Consider the following 26,617-nt stretch of genomic DNA (forward strand, 5'->3'; position numbering starts at 1 on the left):
TATTGCCTTATCCTAATGTTTTCTACGTAGATTAGGCCCCACGTCCCTAGTATGAGCACTGTAGGCTCAGCAACAAATTACTCGATAACGCCCTTGCCGAAACTTTCAGCTGAAGAAGCATAGAAACATGCTAAACCACACAGGCAAAGTCGTTATAAATGCTTGAAATAATGCTCTCGCGCACACAAAAACGTCGGGCGATTTGCTACCCGACATACAACTATTCTTTTTCTCAATTGCGCCCGGCCAGCTGTACTTTATCATTTAATTTAGTAAATCTTTAAATACAAAAAGGCCGGTGCTTTTAGAACACCGGCCTTTTTATTAATAACTCAACTAAATGAAAATAGATTTAACTCACAATCTATTTTTTATTATTCATTTACTTCACTATTATTTTTTGGTCTGTCAAGTAGTTCAATTATAGCCATAGGGGCGTTATCACCTGCTCTATACCCGCATTTAATAATCCGAATATATCCACCTGGTCTCTTGACAAAACGTGGTCCTAAATCAGTAAACAGTTTTCCAACTGCAGCTTTAGAACGTAAGATGTCAAAAGCACGACGGCGAGACGCAACTGAGTCAGCTTTACTAACAGTAATTAAAGGCTCTATGTAGCGGCGCAAATCTTTAGCCTTAGGCAGAGTAGTTTTAATGATCTCATGCTCAATTAAAGAACAGCACATGTTAGAAAACATGGCTTTACGATGACTACTTGTACGGCTAAAACTACGCCCTGAATTACGGTGACGCATAACAAAGACTCCTAAATATTACTCGCCTAAATTTGCTGGCGGCCAATTCTCAAGTTTCATTCCAAGCGATAATGAACGTGATGCTAAAACATCCTTAATTTCAGTTAAGGATTTTTTACCTAAGTTAGGTGTTTTTAGAAGTTCATTTTCAGTTCTTTGAACTAAATCGCCAATATAATGAATGTTTTCTGCTTTTAAACAATTAGCAGAACGAACAGTTAATTCCAAATCATCAACAGAACGTAATAAAATAGGATCAAAATCATTGCGCTCCTTATTATCAGAACGAGATTCTTCAAACTTCATATCCACGAAAGCATGAAGTTGTCTTTGAAGAATGCTTGCAGAAATACGAATTGCTTCTTCTGCATCAATTGTTCCATTTGTTTCTAATTCTATTGTTAATTTATCAAGATCGGTACGATTCTCTACCCGCGCACTATCAACTACATAAGCCACTTTTTTGACAGGTGAAAAACTATTATCGATCTTCAATTTTCCTACAGATTTCTGTTCAATTTCATCATCAAAATGTCTAATGAAAGAATCTGTATTATGAAAACCTATCCCTCTTTCGACTTTTAAAGTCATATTCAATTTGCCTTTTTCATTCAATGTGGCAATAACAAGCTCAGGGTTAACGATCTCTACACCATGAGTTAATTGAATATCTCCAGCTGTAACTTGACAGGGCCCTTCTTTATTTAAAGTAACTAGCCCTTCTTCGCCGACAGTCATTTTAATAGCCACGAGTTTGAGGTTAAGCAGCAAATCAACCACATCTTCCTGAACGCCTTCGATAGTACTGTATTCATGAAGAACACCATCTATTGAAGCCTCAGTGATCGCACTTCCAGGCATAGATGACAACAATATACGTCTCAAAGCATTGCCGAGAGTGTGACCAAAACCTCGCTCCAAAGGCTCTAAAACTATTCTAGCCTTGTACGGTGATTCAGCTTGTACTTTAAGCACCTTGGGCGTCAGCATTTCATTGATTTCAGTATACATTCAGCTATTTCTCCGAGCTTACTTAGAGTAAAGTTCTACAACAAGGTTTACGTTGTAGTCTGAAGATAAGTCTGTTAACGTCGGCGCCGTAGAGAATGTACCTTTAAAAGATGCAGCATCTACAGTAATCCAATCACAAGGAACTCTTTGTTCTGATAGAGCTAAAGCAGCTCCAACACGACCTTGTCCTCTAGCCTTTTGGCGAACAGTGATTACGTCCCCTGGTTTAACTAAAAAAGAAGGTACGTTAACAATTTTATCATTAACAAGTATTGCTTTGTGAGTTACTAACTGTCTCGCTTCAGCGCGGGTACTTGCAAAACCCATACGATAAACAACATTATCAAGTCGTCTTTCTAAAAGGGCCATCAGATTTTCACCAGTAGAACCTTTTTGACCGGCAGCTAATTTATAGTAGTTTCGGAATTGCTTTTCAAGAACACCATACAATCTTCTAATTTTCTGTTTCTCTCTAAGCTGAATACCATAACTATTCAAACGTGGTTTTTTATCACCATGCTGTCCTGGTAGTTTTTCAGATTTACACTTGGACTTATGATCACGAACACCACTTTTAAGCAATAAATCACAACCTTCACGACGTGATAATTTGCACTTTGGACCAAGATATCTAGCCATTAATTACTCCTGAGTCTTACACACGACGTTTTTTAGGTGGCTTACAACCATTATGAGGTATGCCAGTAACATCGGTTATTTCAACAATTTTAAAATCCTGGGATATTAATTCACGAATAGTGGACTCTCTACCAGGACCAGGACCATGAACAAATACCGCGACAGATTTCATACCATATTCTTTTGCAACGGCAGCAGCTCTTTCAGTTGCAACTTGCGCCGCATAAGGGGTACTTTTTCTGGAGCCACGAAAGCCTGATCCACCTGATGTAGCCCAGCATAATGCATTGCCTTGCCTATCAGTAAATGTAACAATTGTGTTATTAAAAGATGCATGAACATGAACTATGCCATCAGATACGACACGCTTTGCCTTTTTTCTTACTTTTTGCTGCTTTGACTTTGTAATTGCCATCTTATTTTCCTACATAAAAAATCAAGAACTAGTGCCTTTTCTACGGCCTTTTCTTGTACGAGCATTGGTTTTCGTACGTTGTCCGTGCACGGGTAATCCTCTTCTATGTCTTAGTCCACGATAGCAGCCTAAGTCCATTAATCGCTTAATATTCATTGTAACTACGCGACGCAAATCACCTTCCACAGTCATCTTAGCTATTTCAGTTCTTAAAGCTTCTAACTGAGCATCTGTTAACTGCGAAACTTTAGTAGAAGGATTAATATCAACCGTTGCACACAACTTTAATGATGTAGTCTTACCGATACCATATATAGCTGTTAAAGCAATCACTACATGTTTGTGATCCGGTATGTTCACTCCTGCAATACGAGCCATTAACTTCTCCGAACGTTATTTTGTTCTGTCGAAAGGGACAGAAGAATACTATTTTTATAAAATAAAATCAAGTAGGTATTAACCTTGCTTTTGTTTATGTCTGGCATCTTTACAAATTACTCTAATAATGCCACTTCTCTTTATTATTTTGCAATTGCGACAAATTCGTTTAACTGATGCTCTTACTTTCATTCCTAACTCCGATAAAAATCATAGTAGACCAGGTAATTTTGTACCTTTAAAATTAGCCTTTTTCATTAAAGAATCATATTGTTGAGTCATTAAATGGGCTTGTATCTGAGCAACAAAATCCATAATAACAACAACGATAATTAATAATGATGTACCACCAAAATAAAATGGGACATGCCATGTATACATTAAAATCTGGGGCAATAAGCATACAAGAACTAGATATATAGCGCCAACTAAAGTTAATCGAGTCATCACTGAATCAATATATTTAGTAGTCTGCTCTCCTGGTCTAATTCCTGGAATATAGGCTCCTGATTTTTTCAGGTTTTCTGCTGTATCTTTTGGATTGAACACTAATGCAGCGTAAAAGAAAGCAAAAAACAATATAGCGACGGCATAAACAATTAGATATAACGGTTGTCCAGGTGATAATGCCATTCCAACATCAGACAGCCACCCCATTCCTTTCGTATGTGAAAAGAACTGCGCTAAAGTTGCAGGTAATAATATGATACTGGATGCAAAAATTGGAGGAATAACCCCAGACATATTTATTTTTAGAGGCAAGTGACTCGTTTGAGCCGCATAAACCTTTCTACCCTGCGTTCTCTGCGCATAATTAACTCTTATGCGTCTTTGTGCTCGTTCCATGAAAACAACAAAACCGGTTACAACAACTACTACAGCAGCAACCACAACTAATGTTAATGCTTGCATTTGTCCTTCTTTAACTTGTTGAAGAACTGATGCAATCGCCCTAGGCATGCTAGAAACAATACCAGAGAAAATGATTAGAGAAATACCATTTCCTACTCCCTTCTCAGTAATTTGTTCTCCTAACCACATTAAAAACATAGTCCCTGTTACCAGAGTAACAACAGCTGTAAAATAAAACGAAAAATCTGGTTGTAGAGCAATTTGCTGTCCAGCAAGCCATCGTGCCATACCTAAAGATTGAAATATAGACAACAGCAAAGTCAAATACCGAGTGTATTGGTTTATTTTTCTACGCCCTGACTCACCTTCCTTTTTAAGTTGCTCTAACTTGGGAGAAACAACTGAAAAAAGCTGAATGATGATTGAGGCTGAAATATAAGGCATAATACCGATAGCAAATACCGTTACACGCGATAAGGCACCACCAGAAAACATATTAAACAATCCGAAAATTGTATTTTGTTGTTCATTAAAGAAATTAGCTAGTTTTGTAGGATCTAATCCAGGAACTGGTATATGAGCACCTAATCTATAAACTAAAATTCCAAGAATAACAAATAACAATCGGGATTTTAACTCTGCCAACCCACCACGGGATTGGCTTCCATTATGTTTTTGGTTTTTCATAGTCACTCTTCTATACTACCGCCCAAACCCTCAATAGCTGTTCGAGCTCCTTTAGTGACTCTTAAACCTTTAAGCTTGATAGCAGAGGTTAGCTCTCCTGAAAGAATTACCTTCACATCTTTTATAGCGTTATTAATTAATCCTGCTTCACGTAAAACAGCAAGATCAATAACGTCTGCTTTAAGTTTTGCTAACTCACCTAAACAAATTTGATCAACACTTCTACCAACACGAGATTTGAAACCCATTTTAGGCAGTCGTCTTTGAATGGGCATTTGTCCCCCTTCAAAGTTGATCTTGTGATATCCGCCAGCTCTAGCTTTTTGACCTTTATGTCCTTTACCACTAGTTTTACCTAATCCGGATCCTATACCACGTCCTAAACGTCTTTTAGGTGGACGTGAGCCTGGATCTGGTGATAGTGAATTTAAATTCATTATACACTCTCCTCAACTAGCAATAGATAACTAATCATATTAATCATGCCGCGTATTGCAGGCGTATCGCTATGAAGTACGCTTGAATTCGTTTTGCCTAAACCTAATTGTTTAGCAATACCAACATGTTTTGGCTTTCTACCAATTATACTTTTTACCAAAGTAATTTTTATTTTCTTTTCCATATTAGCCCGCCATTACTTCTTCAACAGTTTTGCCACGTTTGGCTGCTACATAATCTGGAGTACCAATGTTTGTTAAAGCACCAATTGTTGCTCGTACAATATTGCTTGGATTAGTTGAACCAATACTCTTTGCTAGAATATTTTGTACACCTAATACTTCTAAAACAGCTCTCATCGCGCCGCCAGCAATAATTCCGGTACCCTCACTAGCAGGCTTCATAAATACTTTAGAAGCACCATAATTCCAAGTAATTTCGTGATATATAGTGGTTCCAGATAGTGGAATATAAACCATATTTTTCTTTGCTTGATCCATCGCTTTCTGAATAGCGATTGGAACCTCGCGTGCTTTACCTCTACCAAACCCAACTTTGCCCTTTCCGTCACCTACAACGACTAAAACAGCAAAGCCAAAAACACGTCCACCCTTAACTACTTTAGCGGTACGAGTTACTGATACCAATTTCTCTTGATATCCATCTGACTTGGGTAATTCTTCGAATGCCATAATCGTTCCTTAAAAATCTAAACCGGCTTCACGAGCACCTTCGGCAAGGGCTTTAACTCGGCCGTGATATTTATAACCAGCACGATCAAATGCAACTTGAGTAATACCTTGCTCATTAGCACGCTTACCAAGTAACTTACCAACTAAATTGGCTTGTTCTACTTTGCATTTTCCAGATAAACTGGCTCTTAATTCTTTATCAATAGTTGAACAAACAACTAATACCTTATCTCCGAGCTTATCCGATGTAATTATTTGAGAATAGATATGTGTACCACTTCTATAAACAACTAATCTTGATCTACCCGATTTACGAATTAAAGCTTTTGTCTTCAATCCACGTCTTTCTCGTGAGTTATGCTTATTCATTTTTTATACCCTATTTCTTCTTCGCTTCTTTTCGAACAATTACTTCACCAGCATATCTGATTCCTTTACCTTTATATGGCTCAGGCGGTCTAAAAGCTCTAATTTCTGAAGCTACTTGCCCCAAAAGTTGTTTATCAACGCCTTTTAGTACTATCGTAGTATTATTAGGAGTTTCAACAGCCACACCTTTTGGCAAATCATACTCAACAGGATGTGAAAAACCTAGAGATAAACTAACAGATTTATCTTTAGCTTGTGCTCTATAACCAACACCTACCAATTCTAAAGTTACTGTAAATCCGTCAGTAACACCACGCACCATATTATTAACTAATGCTCTTGCTGTACCTGCCTGAGCCCAAGCTTTGGGGTCATTTGCGGCGGGGGCAAATTCTAATTGGTTAGATTCTTTACTCTTAGTAATACTAACTAACCTATTAATAGGTTGGGTTAGTGTTCCTTTAGGCCCTTTTACAGTTATTGATCCCTCAGCAAGTGTTATTTCAACATTTGATGAGTGGACAACAGGGGCTTTTGCTACTCTAGACATATTATTCCTCTCAAGTATTAAGCCACTTCACAAATGACTTCGCCACCAACACCTTTTAACTTTGCAGATACATGAGTCATTATACCTTTCGATGTAGATAATATAGCCACACCAAAACCGGGGATAGAAGATAGCTCTTTATAAGACTTATATACTCTCAAGCCTGGTCGACTGATTCTTTTTATAAGCTCAATAACCGGCCGTCCATGATAATATTTTAGTTTCAGAGTAATGGACTTAAGATTGTTATCTAAAGTTTCCACAAAGAAATTTTCAATATATCCTTCTTCCTTTAAAACACGAGCAATTTCTTCTTTTAACTTAGAAGAAACCAATGTTACTTGCTGATGTTTCGCTTGTTGACCATTTCTAATTCTGGTCAGCATATCAGCAACTGGATCATGCATACTCACAATCGTTCTCCAATCAAAATAATTTACCAGCTTGATTTTCTACCGCCGGGTACGTTACCAACCATAAGTTGTTGTCTAAGACAAATTCGGCAAAGACTAAACTTGCGATATACTGCGTGTGGTCTACCACATTGCTGGCATCGAGTACTATGGCGAACAGGATTTGAATTAACTGGTAATTTTGCTAACTTTGCCTGACAATCCATGATTACTTGGAAATCATCAGATGATTTAATCAATCGTTTTAATTCGTTTCTGCGTTCTCTGTATTTTTTTACCAGTTTAGCACGCTTTAACTCTCGCACAAGCATTGATTTTTTAGCCACAATTTCACCCTTTTATTTTTTATCTCTATCTTTCAATGGAAGATTAAATGCTTCTAATAAAGCTTTAGCCTCTTCATTTGTTTTAGCACTTGTAGTAATACAAATATCTAAACCACGTATGCCATCAGTTTTATCATAATCAATTTCTGGGAATACGATTTGCTCATGTATACCCATGCTATAGTTACCTGTTCCATCAAAAGACTTAGGATTTAACCCACGAAAATCTCTTACCCGAGGCAATGTAATAGCAATTAATCTATCTAAAAACTCATACATGCGTTCACGTCGAAGAGTTACCTTACATCCTATAGGCCACCCCTCTCTGATTTTAAAACCAGCAAGAGATTTTTTTGCTTTAGTAACAACTGGCTTTTGACCTGATATAAGAGTCATATCTTCTAAAGCATGATTCATGACTTTTTTATCACCAACAGCTTCACCAACTCCCATGTTTAGGGTGATTTTCAATATTTTCGGTACTTCCATAATACTGGAATAATTAAATCGTTTCATCATCATAGAAGCGACTTCATTTTTATAAAATTCTTTAAGTCTTGCCATTTCAATCACCTACTTAAACACGGTCAATTATTTCATCGTTAGATTTAAAATATCTAACTTTCTTAGTAATACCGCCAGTTTCAAGGTACTTAAAGCCTATTTTATCCGCTTTTTTAGTAACAGGATTATAATGGGCAACATTTGAAACGTGCAATGAATTTTCTCGGCTGACTATTCCACCTTTATTTTCAGGCTTCTGAGGATTGGGCTTAACATGTTTCTTAATTAAGTTACCACCCTCAACAACAACTTTATTTTCATGCACACTTAGCACTTTGCCTATATGACCTTTACTTTTACCGGCAATGATGATTACTTCATCACCTGTTCTAATACGTTTCATATTTAATCCTTCTCACAAAACTTCTGCAGCCAGAGATATTATCTTCATAAATCTCTCTCGTAGCTCGCGAGTAACGGGGCCAAATATACGAGTACCAATTGGCTCATTTTGGTTATTCAAAAGCACTGCAGCGTTGCCATCAAATCTTATCAAGGAGCCATCATCTCTTCTCACGCCTTGAGCAGTTCTTACCACGACAGCTTTCATTACCGCGCCTTTTTTTACTTTACTTCTTGGTATAGCGTCTTTAATACTAACTTTGATCACATCACCAACACGAGCATATCGCCTGTGTGATCCACCTAGTACTTTGATACACATTACCTTTCGTGCTCCGCTGTTATCAGCCACATCGAGCACAGTCTGCATTTGGATCATTTTAATCTCCAGCTCTAATTTCGACCAGAAAAAGGCTGCTGATTATATCAGGCCTTTTAGGGTTTTAAAAGTAAATCAACGCAGTTGATTAAGAAATTACTTCAACTAATACCCAGCTTTTCGTTTTAGAGAGTGGTCTTGACTCACGGACTTTAACAGTATTGCCAATTTGGCACACTTGATTTTCATCATGAGCATGAATTTTTGTTCTACGCTTCATGATTTTTCCATATTTAGGATGCTTCACAGTTCGCTCAATCATCACAACAATAGTTTTATCCATTTTGTCGCTAACTACTTTTCCAACCAATGTTCTGGCATTTGATTCATTAGTAGACATGTTACTTACCTGCCTTTTCAGTCAACAATGTTTTAACTCGTGCCACAGACTTTCTCACCAATGTAATTAGGTGGATTTTATCAAGTGAGCCACTTGCTTTTTTCATTCGTAAATTAAATTGTTCTTTACGTAATGAAAGGAGTTCGGTTTGCAATTCTTCAGTAGTTAAATTGCGTAATTCATCTATTTTTTTCATTACATCACCGTCCGTTCTTCAAATGTTACTTTGAAAGGAAGTTTTGCTTTAGCAAGGTCAAACGCTTCTTTAGCTAATTCTCTAGATACGCCTTCCATCTCAAATAAAACCTTGCCAGGTTGAATTTGCGCAACCCAATATTCAACACTACCTTTACCCTTACCTTGTCGAACTTCTAAAGGTTTCTGGGTAATTGGTTTATCTGGAAAAACTCTAATCCAAATTTTACCACCACGCTTAATATGGCGTGTCATAGCTCGTCGAGCAGCTTCTATTTGTCTTGCAGTCAATCGGCCACGCTCTAAAGCTTTCAGTCCAAACTCACCGAAACTAATTTTACTGCCTCTCAAAGCTAGGCCTCTATTACGGCCTTTCATTTGTTTTCGGTATTTAGTACGCTTTGGTTGTAACATGATTCTTAATCCTCACTCACTGGGCGCTGTCTGATAATCTTTTCTTTTGCGGGAGAATTTCACCCTTGAAGATCCAGACTTTAACACCGATAATTCCATAGGTGGTTTTAGACTCAGCAGTACCATAGTCGATATCTGCTCTAAATGTATGTAATGGAACTCGGCCTTCTCTATACCATTCGCTTCGAGCAATTTCAGCACCACCTAAGCGACCGCTAACACAAATTTTAATTCCTTTAGCGCCAGCTTTCAGAGCTGATGTAACCGCTCTTTTCATTGCTCTTCTAAACATTACGCGTTGCTCTAACTGCTGCGCTATGCCCTCAGCAACAAGCGTCGAATCCAACTCAGGCTTTTTAATCTCTTCTATATTTAAATGAACAGGAACGCCTAATTTAGTTGAAATTTCTTTGCGTAACGTTTCAATACCGCCGCCTTTTTTCCCAATAATAACACCTGGTCTAGCAGTCAGTATGGTAACAACAGCATTATTAGCTGGACGTTCAATAAGAATCTTGCTCACAGCCGCAGCCATTAGTTTCTTTTTTAGTTCAGTACGTAGTTTAATATCTTGAATCAAAAACTCAGCATATCGCTTACCTGCGTACCATTTTGAATTCCAGTCTTTAATAATTCCAAGGCGTATGCCTATTGGGTTAACTTTTTGTCCCATTGCTATTCCTCGTCAGATACTTTAATCGTGATATGGCAGGTACGTTTAGATATTCTATTTGCACGACCTTTAGCTCTGGGACTAATGCGTTTTAAAGTTATTGCCTCATCAACACAGACCATACCCACTTTTAGATCATCAATATCAGCCCCATTATTGTTTTCGGCATTTGCAATAGCTGACTCCAATAACTTAAGCATTAATTGTGCACCTTTTTTCGGTGTAAACTTGAGGATATCAAGTGCACCAGATACCTTCTTGTTTCGAATCATATCGGCTACCAGTCTACCTTTTTGTGCAGACAATGGAGCACCTTTTAACTTAGCTGTAACTTCCATCATAACCTCTTACTTACCTTTAGCCTTTCTGTCACCAGAATGGCCTTTGAACGTACGAGTCATGGCAAACTCACCTAATTTATGACCAACCATATTATCTGTTATATACACAGGAACATGATCTTTTCCGTTATGAACGGCTATAGTCAAATCAATCATTTCAGGAATGATTGTTGAGCGTCTAGACCAAGTCTTAATTGGTTTTTTTGATTTAGATTCGATAGCAGCCATCACTTTGCTGATCAAATGTTGGTCTATGAATGGACCTTTTCTTATAGAACGAGCCACTTGATATCCTCTCAATAATTATTTCTTCTTACGCCGTCTGACTATAAAGCTATCAGTACGCTTATTGCTACGTGTTTTATATCCTTTAGTCGGAACTCCCCATGGTGATACTGGATGACGTCCACCTGAAGTACGACCCTCTCCTCCACCATGTGGATGATCAACTGGGTTCATTGCAACCCCACGAACTGTTGGACGAATTCCTCTCCAACGTTTAGCACCAGCTTTTCCTAATGAACGTAAATTATGTTCACTGTTACTTACTTCACCAATTACAGCACGACATAAAACATGAATTTTACGCATTTCACCAGAGCGCAATCTTAACGTCGCATAAATACCCTCTTTTGCAACTAATTGACCGCTACAGCCTGCGCTACGGAGCATTTGAGCTCCTTTTCCTGGCTTCATTTCGACGCAATGGATAGTCGTTCCAACGGGGATATTTTTCAGTGGCAAACAATTACCTACACTAATAGGCGAATCTGCACCACTTAATACAGTTGCACCAACTTCAAGATGAGCAGGAGCAATTATATACCTTTTTTCACCATCTTTGTAAGCCAACAACGCAATAAGAGCCGTTCTATTGGGATCGTACTCAATACGCTCAACTCTTGCAGCAATACCGTCTTTATTTCGTTTGAAATCAATCAATCTATATTTTTGACGTTGACCACCACCAATATGTCTAACAGTAATTCGACCTAGGTTATTTCGGCCCCCAGTTTTTTTTAGTTTTTCAACTAAGGAGCTATGTGGTTTGCCTTTATGAATATCTTGATGCACAACACGAATCTGGCCGCGTCTACCAGGCGATGTTGGTTTAGATTTTAATAGTGCCATCTTAATCTGCCTTATTCGGTAACTGTAAAGTCTATATCTTGATCAGCATGAAGGGATACAAACGCCTTTTTCCAATCGCTTCTTTTCCCAGCAATTTGTTTGAAACGTTTTGACTTTCCTTTCACATTTACTACAGATACACTCTTAACTTTAACGTTAAATATATGCTCTACAGCCATTTTAATTTCAGTCTTAGTTGCGTTTTTCAGTACTTTGAAAGTGAACTGCTTGTTTTTGTCTGCTAAGACAGTAGCTTTTTCAGAAGTATGTGGCTCACGCAGAACCATCATCAATCTCTCAGCATTCATTGTAACTGTTCCTCAATTTTTTTAATCGCAGCTTCTGTAACAACAACTTTCTCAAATCTAAGTAAGGAAACAGGATCTACAGTTGTAACATCACAGATGTCATAATCAATTAAGTTTCGTGAACCTAAATACTCATTCTCACCTACTTCATTCATGATGATCAGTGCATTATTTATACTTAGCTGATTCATTTTTTGAATAAAATCTTTGGTTTTATGGCTTTCGCATTGGAAATCACTTATAACAACTAAATTTCCAGTACGGCAAAGTTCAGAGATTATACTACGTAATGCGCGTTTGTACATTTTTTTATTAAGTTTTTGCGAATAATCTCGTTTTTTAGAAGCAAACGTCACACCACCACTTCTCCACAGAGGGCTGCGGATGGTTCCGGCTCTAGCACGACCAGTACCTTTTTGGTTCCAAGGCTTCTTACCACCGCCTCTAACCTCTGATCTTGTTTTTTGCGCGCTATTACCACTGCGTGCATTATTCATATAAGTTACAACAGCTTGGTGAATCAAACCTTCATTGTAGTTATAAGCAAACACATCTTCATTAAGGTGTAATTGAGTTTTAGTATCTATAGTAGTAATTTCCATCACTCACCTCTTACTTGCTTTTTAGTTGCAGGCTTAATTTCTACTCGTGAACCTGGAGCTCCGGGTATAGCACCTTTAATAAGCAATAGATTTCTTTCAGAATCTACTCGAACAAGTTCGAGGCTTTGTACTGTGCAACGCGCATTACCTAAATGTCCTGCCATTTTTTTACCTTTAAACACGCGACCAGGAGTTTGGTTTTGACCGATAGATCCTGGAACACGATGTGATCTGGAGTTACCATGGGTCGCATCTTGTGTTCTAAAGTTATATCTTTTTACAGTACCAGCAAAGCCTTTACCTTTACTAAGTCCAGAGACATCGACATATTGTCCTGCAGAAAAGACATCTGCTATAGAGATTACTTGCCCTAATTTGAATTCTGCATCTTCATTGGTACGGAACTCAACTTGCATATCTCCTGCATTAATTTCTGCTTTAGCAAAGTGACCCGCCATAGGCTTGTTCACTCTATTTGCTTTTTTTTCACCACCAGTTAATTGTACGGCGGAGTAACCATCAATTTCATCAGATTTAATCTGAGAAACACGATTGGGCTGTACTTCTACAACAGATACAGGAATTGAAATTCCTTCTGGTGTGAAGATACGTGTCATACCGATTTTACGGCCTAATAAACCGATCATTGTTGCACCTCTTTAATATCCTTCACCATGACTACTCATCATCAAGGCTTATCTGAACATCAACCCCAGCAGCCAGGTCTAATTTCATCAGAGCATCTACTGTTTTTTCAGTTGGATGAACAATAACGACCAGGCGTTTATGAGTACGTAATTCATATTGATCTCTAGCATCTTTATTCACATGAGGAGAAGTCAATACTGTAAATTTTTCCTTACGAATTGGCAAGGGTATTGGTCCACGAACTTGTGCACCAGTACGCTTTGCTGTCGCAACAATTTCCGAAGTTGAAACGTCAATCAACCTGTGATCAAAGGATTTTAATCTTATTTTAATGTTTTGATTGTTACTCATTATAATTACTCGATTATTTTAGCGACAACACCGGCGCCAACAGTACGGCCACCTTCTCTAATTGCAAAACGTAAACCTTCAGTCATCGCAATCGGTGAATGTAAACAAACAACTAATTGTACGTTATCTCCAGGCATTACCATTTCAATACCAGCCGGTAGGTCACAAGTACCAGTTACGTCGGTTGTTCTGAAATAGAACTGTGGGCGATAGCCATTAAAGAATGGTGTATGACGACCACCTTCTTCTTTTGACAACACGTACACCTCTGCTTCAAACTTTGTGTGAGGCTTGATTGTACCAGGTTTTGCTAGTACTTGGCCACGCTCAACTTCATCTCGTTTAGTACCACGTAACAACACGCCTACGTTGTCCCCAGCTCGACCTTCATCAAGCAATTTACGGAACATCTCAACGCCTGTGCACGTCGTCTTTTGAGTATCGCGAATACCAACAATCTCAATTTCCTCACCTACTTTAACTATTCCACTCTCGACACGTCCAGTAACTACTGTTCCACGTCCAGAAATAGAAAACACGTCTTCAATCGGTAACAAGAATGGTTTATCAATGTTACGAACTGGTTCTGGAATGTATGAGTCTAATGTCTCAACCAGTTTCTCAATTGATGGAATACCAATTTCACTAGTGTCGCCTTCCAATGCTTTCAAAGCAGAACCAACAACAATAGGAATATCATCGCCAGGAAACTCGTAACTACTTAATAAGTCACGTACTTCCATCTCTACCAATTCTAGCAACTCAGGATCATCAACCATATCCGCTTTGTTCATGTACACAACAATGTATGGTACACCAACTTGACGTGATAATAGGATGTGCTCTCTAGTTTGAGGCATTGGACCATCCGCTGCAGAAACAACCAATATAGCTCCGTCCATCTGAGCTGCACCAGTAATCATGTTCTTAACATAGTCAGCATGTCCTGGGCAGTCTACGTGTGCGTAGTGTCTGTTTGCTGATTCATATTCAACGTGTGCTGTTGATATGGTAATACCGCGCTCACGTTCTTCCGGCGCAGCATCAATTTGGTCATATGCCTTAGCTATACCACCAAACTTCTTTGCCATGATTGTTGTAATCGCAGCTGTTAGTGTTGTCTTACCATGATCTACGTGACCAATTGTGCCCACGTTTACGTGTGGCTTCTTACGCTCAAACTTTTCCTTCGCCATTTCAATAACCTCATTAACTTTTATTGTTTCTTAATAATTGCTTCAGCTATGTTAGTTGGTGCTTCAGCATACTTAGAAAATTCCATAGTATATGTAGCTCTTCCTTGAGTAGCAGAACGTAAATCGGTTGAATAACCAAACATCTCTGCAAGTGGGACTTCCGCTCTAACAATTTTTCCTGCTGGTGAATCTTCCATCCCCTGAACTAATCCGCGACGTCTATTCAAATCACCCATGACATCGCCCATATAGTCTTCAGGAGTAACTACCTCAACAGCCATAATTGGTTCAAGCAAAACAGGCTTAGCTTTTAATGCACCTTGCTTAAAGCACTGAGAACCAGCAATCTTGAACGCCATTTCACTAGAGTCTACTTCATGGAATGATCCATCAAATAAAGTGACTTTAACGTCAACAACTGGATAACCGGCAATAACACCATTTTGTAACTGCTCTTGTACCCCTTTATCTACTGCAGGGATGTATTCTTTTGGAATTACACCGCCAACAATAGCGTTGATAAATTCATAACCCTTACCTGGTTCTTGAGGTTCAATTTTCAACCAAACATGACCGTACTGTCCTCGACCACCTGATTGTCTCACGAATTTACCTTCTTGTTCTACTGTTTGTCTTATTGTTTCTCGGTAGGCAACCTGAGGTTTACCTACGTTAGCCTCAACATTAAATTCCCTTTTCATTCGATCAACAATAATTTCAAGGTGTAGCTCACCCATACCTTCAATAATCGTCTGTCCTGATTCTTCGTCAGTATGAACTCTAAATGAAGGATCTTCTTGTGCTAACTTGCCTAAAGCGACACCCATTTTTTCCTGATCTGCTTTAGTCTTAGGCTCAACTGCTACTGCAATAACAGGATCAGGGAAATCCATTCGCTCTAAAATAACAAAGTTATCAATATCGCACAGAGTATCGCCAGTAATTACTGTTTTTAATCCAACAGCAGCTGCAATATCTCCAGCGTGAACCTCTTTGATTTCCTCACGAGTGTTAGCATGCATTTGTAGCAAGCGACCAATACGTTCTTTTTTATCTTTTACAGAGTTAAGAACAGTATCTCCGCTTTTTAATATTCCTGAATAAGCTCGAAAATAGGTTAATGTACCAACAAACGGGTCTGTAGCAATTTTAAATGCTAAAGCTGAGAATGGAGCATCATAACTTGTTTTACGATGTGTTTCGTTGCCATATTCATCAATACCTTGGACATCAGGAATGTCAATTGGTGAAGGTAAATACTCAACTACTCCATCTAGAACCGCTTGTACACCTTTATTTTTAAAGGCTGAACCGCAAAATACAGGAACGATTTTGTTTGTCACTGTTAAGTGACGTAATGCTTTCTTAATTTCACCTTCGGAGAACTCTTCACCTTCAAGATATTTCTCCATTAATTCTTCTGAAGCCTCTGCCGCAACTTCAACTATCAATGCACGAAACTCTTCGCATTCTTCTTTTAGCTCTGCGGGGATATCTAAGTACTTAAAGGTCATCCCTTTATTCTCTTCATCCCAATGAATGGCCTTCATTTTAATGATGTCAATAACACCTTTAAAATCTTCTTCAGCGCCAATGGGTAATTGCACAACAACAGGATTCGCCCCTAAGCGTTGTTTAATTTGGCTTACTACACGGTGGAAGTTAGCACCCATCCTATCCATTTTATTTACGAAGACAATTCGTGGTACGCCGTACTTATTTGCTTGACGCCAGACAGTTTCTGATTGTGGCTCAACACCAGATACAGAATCGAATACAACAATGGCACCATCCAATACTCTTAGCGAACGCTCGACTTCAATCATGAAGTCTACGTGTCCTGGGGTATCAATAATATTAATTCGATGCTTGTCGAATTGTTTGTCCATACCAGTCCAGTAACATGTCGTTGCTGCAGAGGTAATGGTAATGCCGCGCTCTTGCTCCTGGACCATCCAATCCATAGTTGCAGCACCGTCATGAACCTCACCAATCTTATGAGACATACCTGTATAATACAGGACGCGCTCAGTTGTTGTTGTTTTTCCAGCATCAACGTGTGCAGCAATACCTATGTTTCTATATAGTTTTAATGGAGTAGTTGACACGGCTGTTCTCTCTCTTAATTCCATCTAAAATGTGCAAATGCTTGGTTAGCCTTCGCCATTTTATGCGTATCTTCACGCTTCTTCACTGCAGAACCTTTGCTTTCAAAGGCATCCATCAGTTCCCCTGCCAAGCGTAACATCATACCTTTTTCACCACGTCCACGTGCAGCTTGAACAATCCAACGCATTCCTAAAGCAATGCTACGGTCTGTTCTGACTTCAACAGGCACTTGGTATGTCGCACCACCTACACGACGTGAACGAACCTCTACACTGGGTCGAACATTGTCTAATGCATCTTCAAAATAACGAAGAACAGTACTAGTACCTGAACTAGAACCTGAATCTCCCTCTTCATCAGATTTTTTCGTTTTCTTTATACGCTCTTCTAATACATCTAAAGCGCCATAAATAATTTTCTCAGCAGTAGATTTTTTACCGCTAACCATTAACACGTTAATAAACTTTGCTAGCAATTCACTATGATGCTTTGGATCTGGCAAAATTTCACGTTTGGGAACTTCTCTTCTTCTTGGCATCTCGATTTCCTACAATCAGTTATTTTTTATCTTTTGGTTTCTTCGTACCATACTTAGAACGACCTTGTTTACGATCATTCACGCCTGATGTATCTAAGCTACCTCTAACTGTGTGGTAACGCACACCAGGTAAGTCCTTAACACGACCACCCCTAATTAGAACAACAGAGTGTTCTTGAAGGTTGTGGCCTTCACCACCAATATATGATGTTACTTCAAATCCATTTGTCAAACGTACACGTGCAACCTTACGCATAGCTGAATTAGGTTTTTTAGGTGTAGTAGTGTAAACGCGTGTACAAACTCCGCGTCTCTGTGGACATGACTCTAGTGCTGGCACGTTGCTCTTCTTCTTGACGTCCACACGAGGCTTTCTTACTAACTGATTAATAGTAGCCATATGTACTTAACTCCGCTCTGTCTCTTGTGAATATTTTGAATGCATAAGGAGGCCGGATTCTATATAGGTACGGCAGATTTGTCAAGTTTAAATCTGCCGAATTTGAATCCAAATTAGTGATCATGATTATCCGCGTTTAATGCTTCACTTAACGCGTGCTCAACATCACTTGCAGTAACAGTATGTACCGCATGTTCGCCACCTGCTGCAGCTCTTGCTCTTTTTGCCTTTCGGCCTTGATGATACGCATAACCTGTTCCCGCAGGAATCAAGCGACCAACCATCACGTTTTCCTTTAAACCACGTAAATCATCAATTTTACCGCTTACAGCAGCTTCCGTGAGAACCCTAGTGGTTTCTTGGAACGATGCAGCAGATATAAACGATTCTGTGGCTAAAGATGCCTTAGTAATACCTAATAAAATCGGCGTACCTCTGGCAATCTGTTTTCCTTCAGCGATAAGTTTGTCGTTTTCGTCGAGCATTATACTTTCTTCAACGTGCTCTCCAACTAAGAACCTGGAATCACCTGCAAATGTAATTACTCGCTTACGTAACATCTGTCTGACAATAACCTCGATGTGTTTGTCATTAATTTTTACCCCTTGTAAACGATATACGTCTTGCACTTCGTTTACAATATAGTTTGCTAATGCACCCACACCAAGTAGTCGTAAGATATCATGTGGGTTTAGCGCGCCTTCCGCTATAATTTCACCACGTTCAACATGCTCACCTTCGAAAACGGATATATGACGCCATTTTGGTATCAATTCTTCATGACACTGATCTTCAGAGACGTTTATTATCAATCTTCGTTTACCTTTAGTTTCTTTTCCAAAGTTAACTAATCCTGATACTTCAGCCATAACCGCTGAGTCTTTTGGCTTACGCGCTTCAAACAAATCAGCAACCCTTGGAAGACCCCCTGTAATATCGCGTGTTTTCGATCTTTCTTGAGGAATACGAGCAATAACGTCTCCAACGCCCACTAAACCGCCATCCTCAAAATTAACAATCGCATCGACAGGCAAATAATACTGTGCAGGAACGTTTGTTCCAGCCAGGAATATATCCTCACCATCATTGGCAACTAATTTAACCATAGGTCTTAAATCACGTCCTGCCGTACCACGTTGTTTCGCATCAATAATTACAATGTTACTCAACCCTGTTAACTCATCTGTTTGTCTATGCATTGTTAAACCATCAATCAAATCGACAAACTTCAAGTTACCAGTCACCTCTGAAATGATTGGGTGAGTATGTGGGTCCCAAGTAGCAATGATCTGTCCAGCCTCAACAGGCGAATTATCGTGTACGGAAATAACAGCTCCATACGGCAACTTATATCGTTCGCGCTCACGCCCAAACTCATCAACGATAGTTACCTCACCTGATCTTGATACTGCTACTAAATTTTTGTTTTCATGAGTTACCGTTTTAATGTTATGTAAACGAATAACCCCTTTTGTTTTAATTTGAATATTATTCGCAGCGGTTGCTCTAGAAGCAGCTCCTCCGATGTGGAAGGTACGCATTGTTAACTGTGTTCCAGGCTCACCAATTGATTGTGCAGCTATAATACCTACGGCTTCACCAGTATTTACTTTATGACCACGAGCCAAATCACGTCCATAACATGCAGCGCATAGACCATAACGCGTTTGGCAGGTAATTGGAGAACGAACCATGATTTGGTCTACACCTTGCTTTTCTAAGTGTTCAACCCACTCTTCGTCTAACAATGTACCAGCTTTAACAACAGGTTCTGTCTGGGTTGGAATATAGACATCTGCTGCAACCACACGGCCTAAAACACGCTCATGTAAAGGTTCAACAATATCACCACCCTCAATTAATGGCTGCATCAAGACACCAGTGTCAACACCACAATCATCTTCAGTAATAACAACGTCTTGTGCAACATCAACTAAACGTCTTGTCAAATATCCTGAGTTAGCAGTTTTTAACGCCGTATCCGCTAGACCTTTTCGCGCTCCGTGAGTAGAAATAAAGTATTGGAATACATTTAGCCCTTCTCTAAAGTTCGCGGTAATTGGGGTTTCAATAATGGATCCATCAGGAGCAGCCATCAAGCCCCGCATACCAGCAAGCTGTCTAATCTGTGCCGCAGAACCCCTTGCTCCAGAGTCTGCCATCATAAAGATAGGGTTAAAGGATTCTTGCCTTACTTTATCACCCTTAATATTTGTGACTTCTTCGGTTGCAATTTTAGCCATCATCGACTTAGCAACTAATTCATTAGTTCTCGACCAAATATCAATTACCTTATTATATCGCTCACCATTAGTTACTAATCCTGAACGGAACTGAGACTCAATTTCTCTGACTTCATTATCAGCATGTTCAATAATAGAGGCTTTATCCTCTGGTATCTCCATATCTTCTATACCAATGGATATACCTGAACGTGTTGCATATTTGAAACCGGTATACATTAACTGGTCAGCAAAAATAACTGTCTCTTTTAGACCAAAATTTCTATAGCAACTATCAATTACCTTTGAAATAACTTTTTTGGTCATTGTACGATTTATATTAGAAAACGACATACCTTTGGGTAATATCTCTGCGAGAATAGCACGCCCCACAGTCGTTTCAACTAAATGATATTCATTTTCACTATTTTCTTTAGGCATACGAATTCTAATCTTCGCATGAATATCAAGATGCCCTGACTCATAGAAGTTTTGAGCTTCTTGGGCACTTACATATATTTTACCTTCACCCAGGGCATTTACTTTTTCTCGAGTTAAATAATACAGTCCGAGTACTACGTCCTGGCTAGGAACAATAATTGGCTCACCACTTGCTGGAGACAAAATATTGTTAGTAGACATCATTAGAGAACGAGCTTCTAATTGTGCTTCTAGTGTTAGAGGCACGTGCACTGCCATCTGGTCACCGTCAAAGTCTGCGTTGTATGCAGTACAAACTAATGGATGCAGCTGGATAGCTTTCCCTTCAATCAAAACAGGTTCAAAAGCCTGAATACCTAGTCTATGTAATGTAGGGGCACGGTTTAATAATATAGGATGTTCACGAATAACATCATCTAAAATATCCCAAACTACAGACTCTTCTCGCTCTACCATTTTCTTCGCGGCTTTAATAGTAGTTGCTAGGCCTCTAAACTCCAATTTACTGAAGATAAAAGGCTTAAATAACTCCAGAGCCATTTTTTTAGGTAAACCACACTGATGTAGTCTTAAAGTAGGGCCAACGACAATTACTGAACGACCTGAGTAGTCAACACGCTTACCTAATAAGTTTTGACGGAAGCGCCCTTGCTTACCTTTAATCATATCCGCTAATGATTTCAAAGGTCTTTTATTAGTGCCAGTTATTGCGCGACCACGTCGTCCGTTGTCAAGCAGAGCATCCACGGACTCTTGCAACATTCTCTTTTCGTTACGAACAATAATATCTGGCGCATTTAGATCAAGTAAGCGCTTTAATCTATTATTTCTATTAATAACTCTTCTATATAAGTCATTAAGATCTGAAGTTGCAAATCGACCACCATCTAATGGGACTAATGGTCTTAAATCTGGAGGAAGAACAGGTAATACATCCATAATCATCCACTCAGGCTTATTCCCGGAATCAAAGAAAGCTTCAAGCAGTTTTAATCTTTTAGTAATTTTCTTAATTTTCGTTTCAGAATTAGTAGTAGGTAATTCTTCACGTAAGTTTCTAATCTCATCTTCTAGATCAATTTGGCGAAGCAAGTCACGAATAGCTTCTGCGCCCATTCGTGCATCAAATTCATCACCATATTGTTCCATCGCATCAAGATAAGCTTCATCATTTAATAATTGACCTTTTTCTAACTCAGTCATTCCAGGATCAACTACAACAAATGCTTCAAAATATAAGACGCGCTCAATATCTCTGAGAGTCATATCGAGCAAAAGTCCTATTCTTGAAGGAAGTGATTTTAAGAACCATATGTGCGCTACTGGACTAGCTAATTCAATGTGCCCCATACGCTCACGTCTAACTTTAGCTAATGCAAGCTCAACACCGCATTTTTCACAAATAACACCGCGATGTTTTAATCGCTTATACTTACCACATAGACACTCATAGTCTTTAACAGGACCGAATGTCTTAGCGCAGAATAAACCATCTCGTTCTGGCTTAAAGGTACGATAGTTAATAGTTTCTGGTTTCTTTACTTCCCCATAAGACCATGAACGGATTAATTCAGGAGAAGCTAGTGCAATTTTAATCGCATCAAATTCTTCACTTTGCCCTTGTTGTTTGAGGATGCCTAACAGATCACTCATTACAGGTGCTTTTCTCATTGGGTCGTTGTTTAGAGTAGCCAAAGTTTATGCCTCCAAAATTTGGTTAGTCAGTATCTATCGCTGAACAGTTAACCGTGATCTAACTCGATATCAATTCCCAGCGCTCTAATTTCCTTCAGCAGTACATTGAAAGACTCGGGCATTCCTGGGTCCATACGATGATCTCCATCGACTATGTTTTTGTAGATCTTTGTTCTACCTCCAACGTCATCTGATTTCACAGTTAGCATTTCTTGCAGAGTATATGCTGCACCATAAGCCTCTAGTGCCCAAACTTCCATTTCCCCAAACCGCTGTCCACCAAACTGTGCCTTACCGCCGAGTGGTTGCTGCGTTACTAAACTATATGAGCCAGTTGAACGAGCATGCATTTTATCATCAACTAAATGGTTTAGTTTCAACATGTACATGTAACCGACTGTGACAGGATTATCAAACTTGTTTCCTGTGCGACCATCAATTAGTACCGTTTTTCCATCAGAGGGTAAATCTGCTAACTGCAGCATTTGCTTGATTTCTTCTTCAGAAGCACCATCAAACACAGGGGTTGCCATAGGAACGCCCGCACGTAAATTGTCAGCCAATCTGAAGAGTTCTTCTTCATTGAGACAATCAAGATTAACTCGTTGAATATCACTATGATTGTATATTTTGTTCAAAAACCCTCTAATTTCTTCAGCCGATTGCTTACTATCAAGCATCTGGGCAACTTTAATCCCTAGGCCTTTTGCAGCCAATCCTAGATGAGTCTCTAGAACTTGTCCGATATTCATACGTGATGGTACGCCTAATGGATTGAGCACGATATCAACTGCGGTTCCATCCTCCATATGAGGCATATCTTCAATAGGAACAACGATGGAAATAACCCCTTTGTTACCATGTCGACCAGCCATTTTATCACCAGGCTGTATCCTTCTTTTTACAGCTAAATAGACTTTAACGATTTTCAAGACGCCTGGTGCTAAATCATCACCTTGGATAATTTTTTTACGGCTATCGTTGAAACGCTTTTCCATTTCTTTTGTTAAAAGCTCGAGCTGCTTTGATAACTGCTCAAGTTGTTGACTAATTTCATCATTATCCAAACGGATATCAAACCACTTATCTCTAGCTACTTTTAACAAATAATCATCAGTGATCTTAGAGCCTGGCTTTAAGTTATTAGGTCCGCCATTTGCTACCTTATCTAGAAGTAAATTAGATACACGATGGTAAATATCTTCTTCACGAATACGTCGCTCATCAATAAGATCCTTACGAACTCTCGCTAAATGTTCTTCTTCGATACTCTTAGCACGAGCATCTTTATCTAAGCCATCTCTAGTAAATACTTGTACATCGATTACTGTACCATTCATTCCTGAAGGAACTCGAAGTGAAGAGTCTTTTACGTCAGAAGCCTTTTCACCGAATATTGCCCTTAGTAACTTTTCCTCTGGTGTTAATTGTGTTTCACCTTTTGGCGTCACTTTACCCACCAATATATCACCAGCACTTACTTCAGCACCTATGTAAACAACACCTGACTCATCTAAATTAGATAAAGCAGACTCACCAACATTAGGAATATCTGCGGTGATTTCCTCTGTTCCCAATTTAGTGTCACGTGCGATACAGGTTAGTTCTTCGATATGGATAGTTGTAAACCTATCATCTTGGACAACTCGTTCTGATATAAGAATAGAGTCCTCAAAGTTATATCCATTCCAAGGCATAAAGGCAACTAATAAATTTTGTCCTAATGCTAACTCTCCCATATCAGTACAGGGGCCATCGGCTAAAACATCACTTTTTTGTATACGATCACCTGTAGATACGATTGGACGTTGATTAATACACGTGTCTTGGTTAGAGCGGAAATATTTAGTAAGGTTATAAATATCAACCCCTGTTTCACCTGCTGTTGTTTCATTATCGTTTACACGAACGACAATACGTGAAGCATCAACTGAATCTATTATTCCACCGCGTTTTGCAACAACGGAAACCCCAGAATCAGAAGCAACAATTCGTTCCATCCCGGTACCAACTAGTGGCTTTTCAGAGCGCAATGTGGGAACTGCTTGTCGTTGCATGTTTGATCCCATGAGCGCCCTGTTCGCATCATCATGCTCAAGGAATGGAATTAAAGACGCAGCAACAGAAACGATCTGTTTAGGAGAAATATCCATGTAATTAATTTTATCAGGAGTCGTTAATGAGAACTCATTCTGATGTCTACAGGGAACTAAATCAGCCAAAATATTGCCCTGCTCATCAAGTTCTACACTAGATTGAGCGATGTATTGATCAACTTCTTCAATAGCAGACAAATATTCAATTTCATCGGTTACACGACCATTAATTACCCTACGGCAAGGTGTCTCAATGAACCCATAATCATTGGTTCTAGCATAAACGGATAGAGAGTTAATCAATCCGATGTTAGGACCTTCAGGAGTTTCAATAGGACAGACGCGCCCATAGTGAGTTGTATGTACGTCGCGTACCTCAAAACCAGCACGTTCACGAGTTAAACCGCCTGGGCCTAAAGCAGATACTCTTCGCTTATGAGTTACCCCTGATAATGGATTAACTTGATCCATGAATTGAGACAGCTGGCTAGAGCCAAAAAACTCTTTAATCGCAGCAGAAACTGGTTTTGCATTGATTAAATCTTGAGGCATTAAATTTTCTGACTCAACTAGACTAAGTCTTTCTTTAACGGCACGTTCTACGCGAACCAAGCCTACTCTAAACTGATTTTCAGTCATTTCACCGACACTTCGTACCCTACGATTACCAAGGTGGTCAATATCGTCAACCATACCGATACCATTTCGAATATCAATTAAGGTCTTAATAACAGCCAGGATATCTTCTTTAATCAGAGTACCAGGACCATCATCGTTCTTTCTACCTACTCGTCTGTTAAATTTCATTCGTCCAACAGCGGATAGATCGTATCGATCATCAACAAAGAATAAATTCTTGAATAATGCTTCTGCAGCTTCTTTTGTAGGTGGCTCACCTGGTCGCATCATTCTGTAAATTTCAACCAAGGCCTCGAGCTGACTTGACGTCGGGTCAATCTTTAAAGTATCTGAAATGTATGACCCGTGATCTAAATCGTTAGTATAGATCATATCAATTTGAAGAATTCCATTATCAGCCATCGCATCTAATAATTCTTCAGTAATTTCATCATTTGCTTTCGCTAAAAACTCACCGGTTAATGTATCAATTACATTTTTAGCTAATATTTTCCCAATTAAGTAATCTCTAGGAACTACGAGATCCTGCATTTGGGCTTTTTCCATTTGTTTAATGTGTCTAGCAGTGATTCTGCGTCCTTGTTCAACAATTAATTCACCTGTTTCAGGAACAAGAATATCAAATGAAGCTATTTCTCCACGTAAACGTTGTGGAATTAAATCAATATGATATTCACCATTTTTAAGGTGACAATTTGTTACTTCAAAAAATTCACCCAAAATATCTTCAGTTTCGTAACCTAAAGCTCTTAATAATATGCTCACAGGCAATTTACGTCTTCTATCAATACGGACATAAACACAATCTTTGGGATCAAATTCAAAATCTAACCATGAACCACGGTAAGGTATTATACGTGCTGAATATAGTAGTTTTCCAGATGAGTGCGTTTTACCTTTATCATGTTCAAAGATAACGCCTGGAGAACGGTGCAGCTGTGATACAACGACTCTTTCAGTGCCATTGACAACAAAAGTACCGACATCAGTCATTAAAGGAATCTCACCCATAAAAACATCTTGCTCTCTAATGTCTTTAACTGGCTTTGGCTCATCGCTTGCGTCTTTATCAAGAACAACAAGTCTTATCGTGACCCGTAAGGGGGCTGAGTAGGTTAAACCTCTCAGTTTACATTCACGCACATCAAATGCGGGCTCACCTAGTTTATATCCCACATATTCAAGTCTTGCATTACCAGAAAAACTTTCAATAGGAAACACAGATGAGAATGCGGCATGTAGTCCAGTTTTAAGTTGTTCACTTAATCGAGTATCGGTCTGGAGAAAATCCCTATAGGATTTAAGTTGAATTTCAAGCAGATTTGGTATAGCCATTTGATCAATCTGCTTACCAAAGCTTTTGCGAAATCGTTTTTTCTCAGCATGTGAATATTGAGGTTTAGCTTCTGCAACGGCCATGGTGTTTCCTCTGTAAATTATTGATGACTTCAAACGCGCAAACCCA

General features: G+C 39.0%; 34 protein-coding genes. All 34 read right to left on the bottom strand.

The features are described 5' to 3' along the window. Window positions 1-374 precede the first annotated feature (374 nt). The 34 genes from rplQ to rpoB all read right to left on the bottom strand — a co-directional run bounded on the left by rplQ (window position 375) and on the right by rpoB (window position 26,571). Complete coding sequence (gene rplQ, locus LFA_RS12680) at window positions 375-758, bottom strand: 50S ribosomal protein L17 (protein WP_045096529.1); 384 nt, start codon at window positions 756-758, stop codon at window positions 375-377. Between the two features lie 18 nt (window positions 759-776). Continuing rightward, complete coding sequence (locus LFA_RS12685; protein WP_045096530.1) at window positions 777-1,769, bottom strand: DNA-directed RNA polymerase subunit alpha; 993 nt, start codon at window positions 1,767-1,769, stop codon at window positions 777-779. Window positions 1,770-1,787: 18 nt separating this feature from the next. Continuing rightward, on the bottom strand, window positions 1,788-2,408 hold the full coding sequence (gene rpsD / locus LFA_RS12690; RefSeq protein ID WP_045096531.1) for a 30S ribosomal protein S4: 621 nt from the start codon (window positions 2,406-2,408) through the stop codon (window positions 1,788-1,790). A 16-nt stretch (window positions 2,409-2,424) separates the two neighbouring features. Next, window positions 2,425-2,823: a 30S ribosomal protein S11 gene (rpsK, locus tag LFA_RS12695; protein ID WP_003633055.1), complete on the bottom strand. Its 399-nt coding sequence runs from the start codon at window positions 2,821-2,823 to the stop codon at window positions 2,425-2,427. Window positions 2,824-2,844: 21 nt separating this feature from the next. Beyond that, the gene (gene rpsM / locus LFA_RS12700) at window positions 2,845-3,201 is read right to left on the bottom strand and encodes a 30S ribosomal protein S13 (protein ID WP_045096532.1); all 357 of its coding nucleotides are present in this window, start codon (window positions 3,199-3,201) and stop codon (window positions 2,845-2,847) included. A 78-nt stretch (window positions 3,202-3,279) separates the two neighbouring features. Continuing rightward, a complete protein-coding gene (gene rpmJ, locus LFA_RS19535) occupies window positions 3,280-3,393 on the bottom strand; it encodes a 50S ribosomal protein L36 (protein ID WP_078061441.1) in 114 nt (37 codons plus the stop codon). 18 nt (window positions 3,394-3,411) lie between these two features. Continuing rightward, entirely contained in the window at window positions 3,412-4,740 is a 1,329-nt protein-coding gene (gene secY / locus LFA_RS12705) for a preprotein translocase subunit SecY (RefSeq protein WP_045096533.1), read from the bottom strand. Window positions 4,741-4,742: 2 nt separating this feature from the next. Then, the gene (rplO, locus tag LFA_RS12710) at window positions 4,743-5,177 is read right to left on the bottom strand and encodes a 50S ribosomal protein L15 (RefSeq protein WP_045096534.1); all 435 of its coding nucleotides are present in this window, start codon (window positions 5,175-5,177) and stop codon (window positions 4,743-4,745) included. Further along, window positions 5,177-5,362, bottom strand: a complete 186-nt coding sequence (gene rpmD / locus LFA_RS12715) for a 50S ribosomal protein L30 (RefSeq protein WP_045096535.1) — start codon at window positions 5,360-5,362, stop codon at window positions 5,177-5,179. The genes rplO and rpmD overlap by 1 nt, the downstream gene beginning before the upstream one ends. Before the next feature lies 1 nt (window position 5,363). Beyond that, window positions 5,364-5,870: a 30S ribosomal protein S5 gene (gene rpsE, locus LFA_RS12720; RefSeq protein ID WP_045096536.1), complete on the bottom strand. Its 507-nt coding sequence runs from the start codon at window positions 5,868-5,870 to the stop codon at window positions 5,364-5,366. A gap of 9 nt (window positions 5,871-5,879) precedes the next feature. After that, window positions 5,880-6,239, bottom strand: a complete 360-nt coding sequence (gene rplR, locus LFA_RS12725) for a 50S ribosomal protein L18 (protein ID WP_045096537.1) — start codon at window positions 6,237-6,239, stop codon at window positions 5,880-5,882. A 10-nt stretch (window positions 6,240-6,249) separates the two neighbouring features. Next, window positions 6,250-6,789 (bottom strand): 50S ribosomal protein L6, encoded by a 540-nt coding sequence (gene rplF / locus LFA_RS12730; protein WP_045096538.1) that lies wholly within the window; start codon window positions 6,787-6,789, stop codon window positions 6,250-6,252. Window positions 6,790-6,806: 17 nt separating this feature from the next. Beyond that, window positions 6,807-7,196 carry a 30S ribosomal protein S8 gene (gene rpsH, locus LFA_RS12735; protein WP_197541218.1) on the bottom strand — a complete coding sequence of 130 codons (390 nt, stop codon included), beginning with the start codon at window positions 7,194-7,196 and terminating at the stop codon, window positions 6,807-6,809. Between the two features lie 29 nt (window positions 7,197-7,225). Then, window positions 7,226-7,528: a 30S ribosomal protein S14 gene (gene rpsN, locus LFA_RS12740; protein WP_045096540.1), complete on the bottom strand. Its 303-nt coding sequence runs from the start codon at window positions 7,526-7,528 to the stop codon at window positions 7,226-7,228. A gap of 12 nt (window positions 7,529-7,540) precedes the next feature. Continuing rightward, a complete protein-coding gene (rplE, locus tag LFA_RS12745) occupies window positions 7,541-8,092 on the bottom strand; it encodes a 50S ribosomal protein L5 (RefSeq protein WP_045096541.1) in 552 nt (183 codons plus the stop codon). A gap of 13 nt (window positions 8,093-8,105) precedes the next feature. After that, window positions 8,106-8,435, bottom strand: coding sequence for a 50S ribosomal protein L24 (gene rplX / locus LFA_RS12750; RefSeq protein ID WP_045096542.1), 330 nt, complete (start codon window positions 8,433-8,435; stop codon window positions 8,106-8,108). Window positions 8,436-8,447: 12 nt separating this feature from the next. After that, complete coding sequence (rplN, locus tag LFA_RS12755) at window positions 8,448-8,813, bottom strand: 50S ribosomal protein L14 (protein ID WP_045096543.1); 366 nt, start codon at window positions 8,811-8,813, stop codon at window positions 8,448-8,450. Between the two features lie 88 nt (window positions 8,814-8,901). After that, the gene (gene rpsQ, locus LFA_RS12760; RefSeq protein ID WP_045096544.1) at window positions 8,902-9,153 is read right to left on the bottom strand and encodes a 30S ribosomal protein S17; all 252 of its coding nucleotides are present in this window, start codon (window positions 9,151-9,153) and stop codon (window positions 8,902-8,904) included. A gap of 1 nt (window position 9,154) precedes the next feature. Continuing rightward, the gene (rpmC, locus tag LFA_RS12765) at window positions 9,155-9,349 is read right to left on the bottom strand and encodes a 50S ribosomal protein L29 (RefSeq protein WP_045096545.1); all 195 of its coding nucleotides are present in this window, start codon (window positions 9,347-9,349) and stop codon (window positions 9,155-9,157) included. Then, window positions 9,349-9,762, bottom strand: coding sequence for a 50S ribosomal protein L16 (gene rplP / locus LFA_RS12770; protein ID WP_045096546.1), 414 nt, complete (start codon window positions 9,760-9,762; stop codon window positions 9,349-9,351). Before rplP ends, rpmC begins: the two co-directional genes overlap by 1 nt. Before the next feature lie 16 nt (window positions 9,763-9,778). Next, a complete protein-coding gene (gene rpsC / locus LFA_RS12775; protein WP_045096547.1) occupies window positions 9,779-10,435 on the bottom strand; it encodes a 30S ribosomal protein S3 in 657 nt (218 codons plus the stop codon). A 2-nt stretch (window positions 10,436-10,437) separates the two neighbouring features. After that, the gene (gene rplV, locus LFA_RS12780) at window positions 10,438-10,773 is read right to left on the bottom strand and encodes a 50S ribosomal protein L22 (RefSeq protein WP_045096548.1); all 336 of its coding nucleotides are present in this window, start codon (window positions 10,771-10,773) and stop codon (window positions 10,438-10,440) included. A gap of 9 nt (window positions 10,774-10,782) precedes the next feature. Next, on the bottom strand, window positions 10,783-11,061 hold the full coding sequence (gene rpsS, locus LFA_RS12785) for a 30S ribosomal protein S19 (protein WP_045096549.1): 279 nt from the start codon (window positions 11,059-11,061) through the stop codon (window positions 10,783-10,785). 18 nt (window positions 11,062-11,079) lie between these two features. After that, window positions 11,080-11,907: a 50S ribosomal protein L2 gene (gene rplB, locus LFA_RS12790; protein ID WP_045096550.1), complete on the bottom strand. Its 828-nt coding sequence runs from the start codon at window positions 11,905-11,907 to the stop codon at window positions 11,080-11,082. A gap of 11 nt (window positions 11,908-11,918) precedes the next feature. After that, entirely contained in the window at window positions 11,919-12,215 is a 297-nt protein-coding gene (gene rplW, locus LFA_RS12795; RefSeq protein ID WP_045096551.1) for a 50S ribosomal protein L23, read from the bottom strand. After that, window positions 12,212-12,817, bottom strand: coding sequence for a 50S ribosomal protein L4 (rplD, locus tag LFA_RS12800; protein ID WP_045096552.1), 606 nt, complete (start codon window positions 12,815-12,817; stop codon window positions 12,212-12,214). Before rplD ends, rplW begins: the two co-directional genes overlap by 4 nt. Next, a complete protein-coding gene (rplC, locus tag LFA_RS12805) occupies window positions 12,817-13,464 on the bottom strand; it encodes a 50S ribosomal protein L3 (RefSeq protein ID WP_045096553.1) in 648 nt (215 codons plus the stop codon). The genes rplD and rplC overlap by 1 nt, the downstream gene beginning before the upstream one ends. Window positions 13,465-13,495: 31 nt before the next feature. Further along, on the bottom strand, window positions 13,496-13,816 hold the full coding sequence (gene rpsJ / locus LFA_RS12810) for a 30S ribosomal protein S10 (RefSeq protein ID WP_045096554.1): 321 nt from the start codon (window positions 13,814-13,816) through the stop codon (window positions 13,496-13,498). A gap of 5 nt (window positions 13,817-13,821) precedes the next feature. Continuing rightward, the gene (gene tuf / locus LFA_RS12815; protein WP_045096555.1) at window positions 13,822-15,012 is read right to left on the bottom strand and encodes an elongation factor Tu; all 1,191 of its coding nucleotides are present in this window, start codon (window positions 15,010-15,012) and stop codon (window positions 13,822-13,824) included. A gap of 20 nt (window positions 15,013-15,032) precedes the next feature. After that, complete coding sequence (fusA, locus tag LFA_RS12820; protein ID WP_045096556.1) at window positions 15,033-17,144, bottom strand: elongation factor G; 2,112 nt, start codon at window positions 17,142-17,144, stop codon at window positions 15,033-15,035. After that, window positions 17,135-17,659 carry a 30S ribosomal protein S7 gene (rpsG, locus tag LFA_RS12825; RefSeq protein WP_045096557.1) on the bottom strand — a complete coding sequence of 175 codons (525 nt, stop codon included), beginning with the start codon at window positions 17,657-17,659 and terminating at the stop codon, window positions 17,135-17,137. The genes fusA and rpsG overlap by 10 nt, the downstream gene beginning before the upstream one ends. A 19-nt stretch (window positions 17,660-17,678) precedes the next feature. Further along, on the bottom strand, window positions 17,679-18,059 hold the full coding sequence (rpsL, locus tag LFA_RS12830; RefSeq protein ID WP_004450478.1) for a 30S ribosomal protein S12: 381 nt from the start codon (window positions 18,057-18,059) through the stop codon (window positions 17,679-17,681). 113 nt (window positions 18,060-18,172) lie between these two features. Further along, window positions 18,173-22,375 (bottom strand): DNA-directed RNA polymerase subunit beta', encoded by a 4,203-nt coding sequence (gene rpoC / locus LFA_RS12835; RefSeq protein WP_045097592.1) that lies wholly within the window; start codon window positions 22,373-22,375, stop codon window positions 18,173-18,175. Window positions 22,376-22,464: 89 nt separating this feature from the next. Continuing rightward, entirely contained in the window at window positions 22,465-26,571 is a 4,107-nt protein-coding gene (gene rpoB / locus LFA_RS12840) for a DNA-directed RNA polymerase subunit beta (RefSeq protein ID WP_045096558.1), read from the bottom strand. Window positions 26,572-26,617 lie beyond the last annotated feature (46 nt).

This window comes from Legionella fallonii LLAP-10 (assembly GCF_000953135.1).
Lineage (GTDB): Bacteria > Pseudomonadota > Gammaproteobacteria > Legionellales > Legionellaceae > Legionella > Legionella fallonii.

Excerpts from the sequence above, each read along its gene's own strand:
- rplQ (WP_045096529.1), bottom strand. The coding sequence starts at position 758 with ATGCGTCACCGTAATTCAGGGCGTAGTTTTAGCCGTACAAGTAGTCAT.
- LFA_RS12685 (WP_045096530.1), bottom strand. The coding sequence starts at position 1,769 with ATGTATACTGAAATCAATGAAATGCTGACGCCCAAGGTGCTTAAAGTA.
- rpsD (WP_045096531.1), bottom strand. The coding sequence starts at position 2,408 with ATGGCTAGATATCTTGGTCCAAAGTGCAAATTATCACGTCGTGAAGGT.
- rpsK (WP_003633055.1), bottom strand. The coding sequence starts at position 2,823 with ATGGCAATTACAAAGTCAAAGCAGCAAAAAGTAAGAAAAAAGGCAAAG.
- rpsM (WP_045096532.1), bottom strand. The coding sequence starts at position 3,201 with ATGGCTCGTATTGCAGGAGTGAACATACCGGATCACAAACATGTAGTG.
- rpmJ (WP_078061441.1), bottom strand. The coding sequence starts at position 3,393 with ATGAAAGTAAGAGCATCAGTTAAACGAATTTGTCGCAATTGCAAAATA.
- secY (WP_045096533.1), bottom strand. The coding sequence starts at position 4,740 with ATGAAAAACCAAAAACATAATGGAAGCCAATCCCGTGGTGGGTTGGCA.
- rplO (WP_045096534.1), bottom strand. The coding sequence starts at position 5,177 with ATGAATTTAAATTCACTATCACCAGATCCAGGCTCACGTCCACCTAAA.
- rpmD (WP_045096535.1), bottom strand. The coding sequence starts at position 5,362 with ATGGAAAAGAAAATAAAAATTACTTTGGTAAAAAGTATAATTGGTAGA.
- rpsE (WP_045096536.1), bottom strand. The coding sequence starts at position 5,870 with ATGGCATTCGAAGAATTACCCAAGTCAGATGGATATCAAGAGAAATTG.
- rplR (WP_045096537.1), bottom strand. The coding sequence starts at position 6,239 with ATGAATAAGCATAACTCACGAGAAAGACGTGGATTGAAGACAAAAGCT.
- rplF (WP_045096538.1), bottom strand. The coding sequence starts at position 6,789 with ATGTCTAGAGTAGCAAAAGCCCCTGTTGTCCACTCATCAAATGTTGAA.
- rpsH (WP_197541218.1), bottom strand. The coding sequence starts at position 7,196 with ATGCATGATCCAGTTGCTGATATGCTGACCAGAATTAGAAATGGTCAA.
- rplE (WP_045096541.1), bottom strand. The coding sequence starts at position 8,092 with ATGGCAAGACTTAAAGAATTTTATAAAAATGAAGTCGCTTCTATGATG.
- rplX (WP_045096542.1), bottom strand. The coding sequence starts at position 8,435 with ATGAAACGTATTAGAACAGGTGATGAAGTAATCATCATTGCCGGTAAA.
- rplN (WP_045096543.1), bottom strand. The coding sequence starts at position 8,813 with ATGATCCAAATGCAGACTGTGCTCGATGTGGCTGATAACAGCGGAGCA.
- rpsQ (WP_045096544.1), bottom strand. The coding sequence starts at position 9,153 with ATGTCTACTAATGAATCAAATGCCAGAACATTGGTTGGAAAAGTAGTT.
- rpmC (WP_045096545.1), bottom strand. The coding sequence starts at position 9,349 with ATGAAAAAAATAGATGAATTACGCAATTTAACTACTGAAGAATTGCAA.
- rplP (WP_045096546.1), bottom strand. The coding sequence starts at position 9,762 with ATGTTACAACCAAAGCGTACTAAATACCGAAAACAAATGAAAGGCCGT.
- rpsC (WP_045096547.1), bottom strand. The coding sequence starts at position 10,435 with ATGGGACAAAAAGTTAACCCAATAGGCATACGCCTTGGAATTATTAAA.
- rplV (WP_045096548.1), bottom strand. The coding sequence starts at position 10,773 with ATGGAAGTTACAGCTAAGTTAAAAGGTGCTCCATTGTCTGCACAAAAA.
- rplB (WP_045096550.1), bottom strand. The coding sequence starts at position 11,907 with ATGGCACTATTAAAATCTAAACCAACATCGCCTGGTAGACGCGGCCAG.
- rplW (WP_045096551.1), bottom strand. The coding sequence starts at position 12,215 with ATGAATGCTGAGAGATTGATGATGGTTCTGCGTGAGCCACATACTTCT.
- rplD (WP_045096552.1), bottom strand. The coding sequence starts at position 12,817 with ATGGAAATTACTACTATAGATACTAAAACTCAATTACACCTTAATGAA.
- rplC (WP_045096553.1), bottom strand. The coding sequence starts at position 13,464 with ATGATCGGTTTATTAGGCCGTAAAATCGGTATGACACGTATCTTCACA.
- rpsJ (WP_045096554.1), bottom strand. The coding sequence starts at position 13,816 with ATGAGTAACAATCAAAACATTAAAATAAGATTAAAATCCTTTGATCAC.
- tuf (WP_045096555.1), bottom strand. The coding sequence starts at position 15,012 with ATGGCGAAGGAAAAGTTTGAGCGTAAGAAGCCACACGTAAACGTGGGC.
- fusA (WP_045096556.1), bottom strand. The coding sequence starts at position 17,144 with ATGGAATTAAGAGAGAGAACAGCCGTGTCAACTACTCCATTAAAACTA.
- rpsG (WP_045096557.1), bottom strand. The coding sequence starts at position 17,659 with ATGCCAAGAAGAAGAGAAGTTCCCAAACGTGAAATTTTGCCAGATCCA.
- rpsL (WP_004450478.1), bottom strand. The coding sequence starts at position 18,059 with ATGGCTACTATTAATCAGTTAGTAAGAAAGCCTCGTGTGGACGTCAAG.
- rpoC (WP_045097592.1), bottom strand. The coding sequence starts at position 22,375 with ATGAGTGATCTGTTAGGCATCCTCAAACAACAAGGGCAAAGTGAAGAA.
- rpoB (WP_045096558.1), bottom strand. The coding sequence starts at position 26,571 with ATGGCCGTTGCAGAAGCTAAACCTCAATATTCACATGCTGAGAAAAAA.